An 11,267-nucleotide genomic window follows, 5' to 3' on the forward strand; every position below is an offset into this window, starting at 1 on the left:
CTGTCATGAAAAAATTAAAGCTGATAATTACCATTTTTGTTTTTTTCCCTTTGCTACTCCAGGCACAGGAAAGACCCAATATTATCTTTATACTGGCCGACGATCTGGGTTACAAAGATTTAGGTTGTTATAGTAATCCGTTTAATGAAACACCTGTTTTAGACCAACTTGCAAAAAGCGGCATGTCATTCACGCAAGCTTACGCTCATCCGGCCTGTAGTCCTTCAAGGGCTGCACTCATGACGGGTAAACATCCGGCCAGGTTACAAATAACCACAGCCCTGGGTCTTGACAGACAAGATCCAAATTCTCCGGTTGTTGTGCCAAAGACGGTAGAAAACCTCCCCTCTTCCGAAATAACACTGGCTGAAATTCTAAAAAGAAACGGGTACAATACCGGCATGGTAGGAAAATGGCATTTGGGAGATACGGATAAAACGGGAGCTTTTGCCCAGGGATTCGACTACAACAGGGTTATCAGCAAAAATGCACTGGATTATTACAACTACGGAATATCAAGTAACGGAAAAACTATTTTTGAAGACAATGGCTTGGAATACCTCACAGATAAACTTACTAACTATGCTGTTGAATTTATCCAAACACAACAAAAAGAACATCCTTTCTTTTTGTATCTCGCATACTCTGCTCCTCATCTTTTAATCATTCCGAAAGCAGAAAAAGTGAGCAAGTATATGTGGAAATACAACAAGTTTGAGGGAAAATATAACCCGTATTATGCCACAATGGTTGAAAGCATGGATGATGGGATTGGCAAGATAATGAAAGAACTGGAACGCCTAAAATTAGACGAAAATACCTTGATAATTTTTATGTCAGACAATGGCGGTGTCGGGATGGATCAAATAGCCTACCGCCCGACAACGATGGAACCATTACGAAAATGGAAAGGCCATGTGTACGAAGGTGGTATCCGTGTTCCACTAATTATGTCATGGAAAAAGATAATAAAAGCAGATTCAAAAAATGAAAACTATGTAGTTATTCAGGATTTTGTACCTACCATTATGGAGTTAATTGGAGACAAAGCGATTCCTTCCGATGTAGATGGGAAAAGTATTCTTTCCACAATGTACAATCCGGCAGCCAAATTTGAAAGAGGTCCTGTTTTTTTTCATTTTCCTCATTTTAGCGGACAAGGCGGAAAACCGGCCGGGGCAGTGCGTGACGGCGCATGGAAACTGGTAGAAAATTATGAAACCGGAGAAACAGAACTTTTCAATTTAGACGAAGATATTTCGGAAAGCAATGATTTAAAATCTGAAAAACCTAAAAAGGCAAAAGAGCTTTTCAATATGCTGAAAAAATGGCAAAATGAAATTGATGCAAAAATGCCTGTAAAAAAAGACGGCAAATAAATCTTGAAAGTATATCGATGAATTAAAATTAATACCTGATTATGAAAATATATTTTGCAGTAATAGTAATTCTCTTCATTGGATTTTCCGGCGCACCGGCAAAAGGACAAAACAGTGACGACTACCAAAATATTAAAAATAGTTTTCTAAATCCGCCACAGTCGGCTCGTCCAAAAGTATACTGGTGGTGTCTTAACGGAAACATTGATACAGTGCGCGCCAAACAAGAACTCCATGCGATGAAAGAGGCCGGAATTGCAGGTTTTGATTTCTTTGAAATTGGCGTTCCGCCTTCAGATACGATGATACCGGGAGGACCGGCATTTATGAGCGACCAATCTCTTCAGTTAATAAAATTTGCGGTGGATGAAGCCGGAAAACTGGGATTAACCGTTGGACTAAACCTGGCCAGCAGTTGGAATGCGGGAGGAAATTGGGTAAAACCTGAGCATGGAGGAAAATCGTTGTATTCTTCAAAAATCAGTATAAAAGGAAACGCTCAAGCTCAAAAAATAAAACTTCCTTTTCCTGAAATTTCATTTCCCAAAGAATCGCTAATTGGCGGTAATGGAGAAACATTGATACCGTTCAGCAAAAATGGCAGGCCTGAATATTACGAAGAAATAGCTGTCCTTGCCATTCCTTCCGCAATTGAAAAAGGCAAACTAGACACAGCAAATATTATTGATGTCACCCGGCTTTTCAATCCTGAAACAGACGAGCTTAATTGGAAAGCCCCGGCAGGAGACTGGGAAATATGCCGATATGTTTGTTCCAATTCAGGGCAGCAGGTAGTTCGTCCCAGCCCGTTTTCAGCAGGTTTAACCATAGACCATTTCGACTCCACAGCCGTGGAAACACACCTCATGTATATTATCAACCGGCTGCTGCCTGTTTTAGGCGACTTTCGGAAAACAGCTTTAAAAAGCTTCTATCTTGCCAGTTACGAAGCGCGTGGTTTTGTATGGACGTCAACATTACCCGAGGAATTTAAAAAAGTAAACGGCTACGACATTCGAAAATTTATTCCGTCATTTTTTAACCCCGAACTATTCGAAAAGGGAATTGCTGAAAAGATCCAGACTGATTTCAAGAAAACGTTATCAGAATTAATGATCAACAACTTGTATAAAAAATCTAAAGAAGTTTGTAACCGTTATGGTTTAAAAATAAACAGCGAAGCAGGCGGACCGGGTTATCCGCTTTACAACGGGCCGGCAGAACCGTTAAAAGCGCAAGGTTCTATTGATATTCCCCGCGGTGAATTCTGGATTAACCACTCCCGTTTTTACAAGGATGGAAATGATAGTATTGATATTCTCCGTGTTGTTAAAGAAGCTGCAGCGGCATCACACATTTATGAAAAAAGGATTGTGGAAGAAGAAGCATTTACCTCGTTTATGCACTGGCAGGAAGGTCCGTTTGACATGAAACCCTTTGGCGACCGGGCATTTTGTGAGGGAATGAACCGCGTTGTTTTTCACGGTTTCAGCCACAACATCAGCAGTTCGGGCTTTCCCGGCTATGTTTATCATGCAGGAACCCATTTTAATGACAAGCGGGTTTGGTGGTCGAAAGCAAAACCTTTTATCGATTATGTTTCAAGGATTTCCGCCGTTTTTCAGAAAACGAACTTTAAAGCCGATGTACTTTGGTATTACGGAGATAAAGTACCGAATTCTGCAACGCCTAAAAACACCCATTTTAAAGTGGGGTCGGGCTACGATTATGAAGTTATTAATACGGAAATTCTACTCGACAAACTTTCGGTAAAAAATGGGAAACTGATTTTATCCAATGGTGCTGAATTTAGCTTGCTGGTGTTGGAAGATGAAGGAAATATAAATTCAAAAGTACTTAAAAAACTGGAAGAACTGGTAAAACAAGGAGCCGTAATTATCGGTGAGAAACCCGAAAAAATGGATGATGTTGTCGCAGAAACTGACAGAAAGAAGTTGCTTAACAATTTATGGAGCAGCGCATCAGGCCTTTCAGAAAATAAATTGCCTCCCAAAGGGAAAATATATTCGGGAATTTCTCCGCTTAAAATGTTACAAACTCTGAATATTCAGCCCGATATTGATTATTCTGGAAAAGATTCAGAGTTGATTGATTTTATTCATTCTAACAAAAACGACCTTGATTTTTATTTTATCCGAAATACACAAAATGAATGGCTTTCCCGCAATATAAAATTCAGACAGCAGAATAAATCGCCTGAAATATGGAATCCGGTTTCCGGCGAAATTTTTCCGGCGTCTATTTTTAACAGAACAGGAGAATTTGTAGATCTTCCGCTAACTCTCCCTCCTTACGGAGCTTGTTTTGTCCTTTTCAAAAAATCTTCTCTTCCACCAAAATTTACATCCATTTCAGAAACAACTCCTCCGCTTTTCGAATACACATCCGAAGGAATTAACTTTTTGCAGGAAGGAACTTTTTCATTGGAAGGTTCAGAACAATCGCTTTCTGTTCAGAATAAAATTGAAACAAATACAATAGACGGCCCCTGGAATGTTGTGTTTGCCAAAGGTTGGGGAGCACCGGAAGAAACTGTTTTTCAGAAACTAATTTCATGGACAGAATCGCCGATTGAAGGAATAAAATATTATTCGGGAACAGCGACCTACAAAAAAACATTTCAATACGAGGCTAAAACAAAAACGGGCAATGAAAGTATCTATCTCGACTTAGGTGAAATATCAAAAGTAGCAGATGTTTGGCTAAACGGGAAACACCTTGGCATTAGCTGGTCAAAACCTTACCGTTTCGAGATCACGAACATTCTGAAACAAGGAGAAAACACACTTACCATAGAAATTGCCAACGTATGGTCGAACCGATTAACAGGTGATGCTATTACCGGACAAAAATTTACAAATACCAACATCGAAACAACCATTGTGCCGGCCAAAACGATGGAATCCGGCGACCAAAAACGTTATCCATGGGCTGAAGTTCCTCTTATCAAATCGGGGCTGCTGGGACCCGTGACCATTCAAACCTTTCATCCGGTAACCATAAATTAAAATGAAACGACTTTTTATAGTAGCAACTGTCCCATTACTCTTTATTTTTTATTCGAGTAGTTTTGCAGAGATTAAACCAGCGCGTATTTTCTCTGATAATATGGTACTTCAAAGGGAAATAAAAATTCCAATTTGGGGAACAGCAACACCGAGCGAAAAGATTGTCGTTTCATTTAACGGAAAATCCGTTTCGGAAAAAACAAACAGCGAGGGAAAATGGAAGGTTTTCCTGCCAGAATTTAAAGCAGGTGGTCCTTTCAGCTTAACGATAGCCGGAGAATCCGACAGCACAACTTTTGAAAATATACTGATTGGCGATGTGTGGTTTGCTTCCGGCCAGTCGAATATGACACATCCGGTTCAGGGTTGGGAGTGGATTCCGCACTCCGTTATCGAAAATTACAAGGATGAACTTCAGGACACCAACTATCCTAAAATAAGGCTTTTTAATGTTCCCAAGTTTCCTTCGCCTATAGAACAGGATGATTTGATCTCCGGTGAGTGGCAAACAGCAAGCGCGAATTCAGTAGAGGACTTTTCTGCCATAGCATGGTTTTTTGCGAAACAATTAAATACCGATTTAAACATACCCATTGGAATTATCCATGCTTCCTGGGGCGGAACTCCCATTCGCACGTGGCTCGACAGGCCATCTTTGGAACTCTTCTGCGATTCAATTGCTCTTCCTCCGCTTACCCAAAATTTTAATCAGAATGAATGGAAAAAAACAGCTCTTTCCTCCATTGAACAACAGAGGGTTCGTCGCAATCAAATTAGTTATCCGCCTAAAAAATTGGAAGAACAAATTACTGCTGACAATTACGACGATACGAATTGGAGTGAAACTGATTTTCCATTCGAAAAGAACAGCAATGTAGTTTGGTTTCGCAAAAAAATTAATATACCGGAAGAATATCGTAATCAAGCGCTTCAACTGTCGTTGGGATTTCTGAATCGCCAAAGTCAGGTATTTATGAACGGTGTTGAGCTCGGCTATTTTCAATATCCAAAACCAGTAACAACCGAAATCCCGCCCAACATTTTAAAACAAGGCGAAAATGTATTGACCATTCGAATTGCGCAACCTTTTGGTTCGGCTCAAACACTTGGGGAAAAAGACAATTTTTTCATCGCTACCAGTGACAATGCTTTCCATATAGATCTTTCTAAAAAATGGAAAATAAACGCACAACTTGAAACTGTAAATCCCCCTGAAAGAAGTTTTCAAAATAACCCGGCATTTCTTTTTAACGGCATGGTTGCCCCGGTAATTCCTTTCGGAATAAAAGGATTCATCTGGTACCAGGGAGAATCTGACGCAGGCAGGCCATTTTTGTATGAAAAAATGTTCAACCAATTAATCACAGTTTGGAGACAACATTGGCTACTTGGTAATTTACCTTTCCTGTTTTTCCAGATTTCAAATACCGAACTCTCCCACCATTTTAAAACCTTTGACGATTCACGCTGTCTTATTCGAATGGCACAAAAAAAAGCCCTGGTACTTCCTAATACAGGAATGGTAGTTTGTTTGGATATTGGTGATCCTTACGATGTTCATGCAAAAAACAAAAAGGAATTTGCCGAAAGGATCGCTCTTCAGGCTGAAGATAAAGTTTACAGGATGAACGTTGTTTCTGACGGACCAATGGCGGAATCATTTTCTGTGGGAGACAACTCAATAGTGGTTCATTTTAAAACAGAAAAGGAATTGATACTAAAACCGAACAAAGATATAAACGGCTTTGAAATTGCCGGAGACGACAAAAAATATTACCCCGCCGAAATTAGAATAGAAGGCTCACAGGTTATTCTTTCCTCTTCATTTATAAAAAATCCGGTGGCAGCGAGATATGCCTGGCGCACCAATCCGGTATGCACTTTATATAATTCTGTAGGATTACCCGCGGCTCCTTTTAGTACTGAGTTTCTGAAAATGGAAAGATAACCGGAACAGACAAAATATGAACAAGAACGTATTTTCCTTGTACCTGAACAGTTAAACTTCTATTTTTACTCCACTAAAAAACATCAATGTATGCAACCCGACTTTAATCAACTAAAATCCCAACTTGACGGCGACCTTTTTTTCGACAATGTGCAACGCGTTTTGTATTCAACCGACGCGTCGCAATACAAGGAAATGCCGCTGGCAGTAACCCGTCCGAAAAACAAGGAAGACATCAAAAAAATTATTGCTTTTGCACGCGAAAATGGTACATCGGTTATTCCGCGCGGGGCAGGAACATCTTTGGCCGGACAAGTGGTTGGCTCCGGGATTGTGGTTGACATGTCGAAATACATGAACAAAATCATTGAATTCAATGAGGAAAAAAAATATGTAATCGTTCAACCCGGTGTTGTTTTGGCTGAATTAAACCTGGTTCTGTCGAAATACGGAATGCAGTTTGGCCCGGAAACCTCAACCGCCAACCGCTGCGTTATTGGAGGAATGCTTGGAAACAATTCCTGTGGCTTACATTCCCTGGTTTACGGCAGCGTTCGTGAACATATTCTGGAAGTGGATGCCATTCTTTCAGATGGTTCGGAAACGACATTCAAATCACTTACAAAAAAAGAATTTCAGCAAAAATTAAATGGAAATCCAAACAAACTGGAGAAAGCCATCTATCAAAATATCAACGAAATTCTTTCTAATGAGGAAAATCAAAAAGAAATAAGAGATAAGTTTCCGGACCCAAAACTTACGCGTCGGAATATGGGTTACGCCATTGATGTGTTACTCGATTCTGAAATTTATACCAAAGGCGGAACTCCGTTCAATTTCTGCAAACTATTAGCAGGTTCGGAAGGAACTTTGGCTTTTTCAACACAAATAAAACTAAACGTCATCCCTCTCCCACCCAAATTTAAAGGTTTAGTTTGTGCCCATTTTGCTTCGTTGGAGGAATCTTTGCAGGGGAATCTAATTGCATTAAAACACAATCCCACAGCTATTGAACTGATGGACGACACGGTCATGCAGGCAGCCAAGGAAAACATTGAGCAGCGGAAAAATCGTTTTTTTGTAAAGGGAGACCCTGCAGCAATGCTGATGATCGAATTTTCTTTTGAAACAGAACAAGAACTTACCGACACGGCTACTGCTTTGGAAAAAGATTTCAGGGAAGCGGGTTTGGGTTATCACTTTCCACTGGTTACCGGAGCTGATAAAATAAAAAGGGTTTGGTCGCTTCGTACTGCCGGACTTGGGCTGCTGGCTAACATTCCCGGAGACCGGAAAGGTGTTCCCGGAATTGAAGACACTGCCGTTGCTCCGGAATATTTGCCGGATTATGTAGCCGACATAAAAAAAGTGTTGGCAAAACTAGGGTTATCAAGTGTATATTATGCGCACATTGCCACTGGCGAAATCCATTTCCGTCCCTTAATTAATTTTAAAGAAAAAGGCGATGTTGAACTTTTTGACACACTGATGACCGAAGTAGCCAAACTGGTAAAAAAATACCGCGGTTCAATGAGTGGCGAACACGGCGACGGGCGTGCACGCGGGAAATTCATTCCGTTTATGTTGGGTGATAAAAATTATGAACTTGTAAAAGAGGTAAAAAAAGCCTGGGATCCGGATAATATTTTAAATCCCGGAAAAATTGTTGACACGCCTCCAATTACGGAAAACCTGCGTGTAATAACGGGCAAAGAAACACCCGAATACAACACGGTATTTGATTTTAGCAACTACCGTGGTTATTTCAGAAGCATTGAAAAATGTAACGGAACCGGCGACTGCCGTAAAAGTGAAGTAATTGGCGGAACCATGTGCCCTACGTTTATGGCTACGCGCGACGAAGATAAATCGACTCGCGGGCGAGCAAATATTTTACGCGAATTTCTGTACAACAATCACAAAGAAAAGGCTTTCGACCACAAGGAAATTTACGATATTCTGGATTTATGTATCTCTTGTAAAGCGTGTAAAAGTGAATGTCCATCGAATGTTGACATGGCCAAGCTAAAAGCCGAGTTTATGCAGCAGTACTACGACATCCATGGTGTGTCGATGCGCTCCAGATTAATTGCATACTTACCCCGGCTTTATCAATTGGCAGTGGTATTTCGATCACTTTCAAACTTGGTAACAAATACAACAGTTTTCAAAAAAACGGTTGGGTTCGCCCCGGAAAGAAGTATCCCAAAATTGTCGAAAATTCCTTTATCCCGTTGGGTGCAAAATGGAATCCCTTCAACAGAAAATCAAAATAAGGGAACTGTATATCTATTTAACGACGAGTTCACCAATTACAACGAAAGTGACATCGGTATAAAAGCAATTCTTTTGCTTACAAAATTGGGCTACGATATAAAAATTCCGGTTCACAAAGAAAGTGGAAGAACATTCCTTTCAAAAGGGTTGATTCGCACGTCGAAAAAAATTGCAACTGAAAATGTTTCGCTTTTAAAAGATATTATTTCGGAAGCAACACCGCTGATAGGAATTGAACCCTCTGCGATTTTAGCTTTCCGTGACGAATATCCCGAGTTGGTTGACTCTGAATTACAAACAGCCGCAAAAAAACTGGGCGACAACGCTTTACTTTTTGAAGAATTTATTGCCAAAGAAATGGAAAAAGGAAATATCTCTGCTTCCGATTTTACCAACGAAGAAAAATATATTTTACTTCACGGCCATTGCCAGCAAAAAGCGGTGGCCAGCACAGAACCAACTAAAGTAATGCTTTCTCTGCCGCCCAATTATTCTGTAAAAGAAATTCCATCAGGCTGTTGCGGGATGGCAGGTTCGTTTGGTTATGAAAAAGAACACTACGAACTTTCGCAAAAAATAGGAGAAATGGTACTTTTTCCAACAGTCCGGGAAGCTGACGAAGAAACGATTATTTCTGCGCCCGGAACCTCATGCCGCCACCAGATAAAAGATGGTACCGGCAAAATGGCAAAACATCCGGTAGAGGTGCTTTATGAAGCTTTAAGGAAATGATATTTTATTAAAAACAATTGAAAAAAATCCAATTTAAAATTCTTTTTGTTTTTTCATCTTTTTGAATAAACTCCCAATCATTCTTTCCGGAATATTCAGAAATTATATTTTACTTTTTCAAAAAAAGAGTTCGAATAAAAAAATCGGCATGCTATTTTCTCTGACTGATTTCAGCTAGTTTGCAATTTCTATTTTTTTTAATATATTAAAGCAGAGAGGAGTAGCGAATGAAGACAAAAGGATTAAAAATAATAGTGATTGTAATTCCCCTGTTGTTTCTGGTAATATTAAAATGCGATAACCATGAAACGGAAACGATTGCAGTAATAGCTACAGCATACAATTCACTGCCCGGACAAACTCATCCTGAACATTCAGAAATAGCAGCGTGGGGCGATAAACTTGAACCGGGAATGAAAGGAATTGCCGTTTCCAGAGATTTATTAGAAATGGGATTGGATTATAAAACAAAAGTAAAAATAGAGGGCCTCCCGGGAAAATACTTGGTTCTGGATAAAATGAACAAACGATGGACAAAAAAAATCGATATTTATATGGGCGAAGACGAGGAACTTGCAAAAGAATGGGGACGCCAACAGGTCAATATCACCTGGAAAAAAGGTGATTAATACTTCTTTGAATGGGAAAAATAAAGTAAACAGTTCTTCTAAATTTCCATTTTACAAAATTATTTATCATAAAAATACAAAAATATGGAATCAACAATCTTTTATAAGATTTTAAAAAAGCTATCTTTAGTATCTTATTCGAAGAATAGACTAAAAAATCATGATCAAACTGTTAACTACCCTTGTTCTTTTTCTGAAAAATCCGACAGAGTTTCCAACACAGAAACCACAGTTAAAAACCAAGATCAAGTGGATTTCGCTGCTTATTCTGTTTGATTTTCTGTTGATGTTCATCTTTATTCCCCTACAGAAAATACCGCAACGTCTTGGATTTATCGATCCGGAAAGCCATCGGATTGTGGAATTATTTTCGGAAAAGGGAAACTCAATACCAGTTATTTTATCAACGATATTATTAATTCCTTTTTTGGAAGAACTCATTTCCCGGCTTCCTTTACAAATTAAACCCATTAATTTTTTGCCATTTATAATCGCAATTCCCTTATACCAGGGCATTTTTTATACATACAAAATCCATGGTGAAGCATCCTGGGTTATGCTGTTCCCCATTTGCATAGCCGGAATCGTTTCATTTCTAATTTTCAACAAATTTATTTTCTCCAAAATAAAAACGTATTTGCAATCAAAATACAAACTCTACTTTTATTTTATAGCAACAGTTTTTGCTCTACTTCACTTAAGCAACTTCCAGTTTAGCTGGTATCTTTTAATATTTGCACCCTTGTTGGTGCTTCCCCAATTTTCAGTCGGACTTATACTTGGCTTTGTACGAAATCACTGTGGCTTTTTTTATGGATTTTATTTCCACGGAATACACAACGCTGCTCTTTTGCTTCTTTTTAATTTTATGATGTCTTCCTCCACAACAACCGCTGTCATTTCTAAAACAAATACCGACGGTTACCAAATTCTTTTAGTCGAAGAAGATTTTTCTGAAAAACTTACTGATTTAAAGATTACACCAAACGAAATTAAAATTCAGGGAACGATGTCCGAGGTAATCTCAAAACTCACTCGAAGGAAACACAAAAGATTCTGTTTAAAAACAACAAACTTGCCCGCAAACAAATAAGTTTGAGCGTAAAAAGTGATTCAACGCATAATGCAATAAAAACAGCTCAAATAACTGAAGCGGGTTTACAAAAGCTAATTGAAAGTTATACCATTTTAAATACAAAATGCCGCATTGAAATTTTTTAGGTAGTGTTTGTTTCCGGTTATTGACATTATGGTTTCGGGTTGCATTTCTATT

Annotated in this window: 6 protein-coding genes; all 6 read left to right on the forward strand. The window is 39.1% G+C overall.

Annotation, left to right across the window (positions count from 1 at the left end):
• The first annotated feature begins 5 nt into the window (after positions 1-5).
• The 6 genes from K5G00_RS20185 to K5G00_RS20210 all read left to right on the forward strand — a co-directional run bounded on the left by K5G00_RS20185 (position 6) and on the right by K5G00_RS20210 (position 11,087).
• Positions 6-1,379 carry a sulfatase gene (locus tag K5G00_RS20185; protein ID WP_238768047.1) on the forward strand — a complete coding sequence of 458 codons (1,374 nt, stop codon included), beginning with the start codon at positions 6-8 and terminating at the stop codon, positions 1,377-1,379.
• A 41-nt stretch (positions 1,380-1,420) separates the two neighbouring features.
• Positions 1,421-4,408 (forward strand): glycosyl hydrolase, encoded by a 2,988-nt coding sequence (locus tag K5G00_RS20190; RefSeq protein ID WP_238768048.1) that lies wholly within the window; start codon positions 1,421-1,423, stop codon positions 4,406-4,408.
• A 1-nt stretch (position 4,409) separates the two neighbouring features.
• The gene (locus K5G00_RS20195; RefSeq protein ID WP_238768049.1) at positions 4,410-6,356 is read left to right on the forward strand and encodes a sialate O-acetylesterase; all 1,947 of its coding nucleotides are present in this window, start codon (positions 4,410-4,412) and stop codon (positions 6,354-6,356) included.
• 90 nt (positions 6,357-6,446) lie between these two features.
• Positions 6,447-9,365, forward strand: a complete 2,919-nt coding sequence (locus tag K5G00_RS20200) for an FAD-binding and (Fe-S)-binding domain-containing protein (RefSeq protein ID WP_238768050.1) — start codon at positions 6,447-6,449, stop codon at positions 9,363-9,365.
• A gap of 227 nt (positions 9,366-9,592) precedes the next feature.
• The gene (locus K5G00_RS20205; RefSeq protein ID WP_238768051.1) at positions 9,593-9,994 is read left to right on the forward strand and encodes a 3D domain-containing protein; all 402 of its coding nucleotides are present in this window, start codon (positions 9,593-9,595) and stop codon (positions 9,992-9,994) included.
• A gap of 160 nt (positions 9,995-10,154) precedes the next feature.
• Entirely contained in the window at positions 10,155-11,087 is a 933-nt protein-coding gene (locus K5G00_RS20210; RefSeq protein WP_238768052.1) for a hypothetical protein, read from the forward strand.
• Positions 11,088-11,267 lie beyond the last annotated feature (180 nt).

The sequence above is a fragment of the Maribellus maritimus genome (assembly GCF_022267315.1).
GTDB lineage: Bacteria > Bacteroidota > Bacteroidia > Bacteroidales > Prolixibacteraceae > Draconibacterium > Draconibacterium maritimum.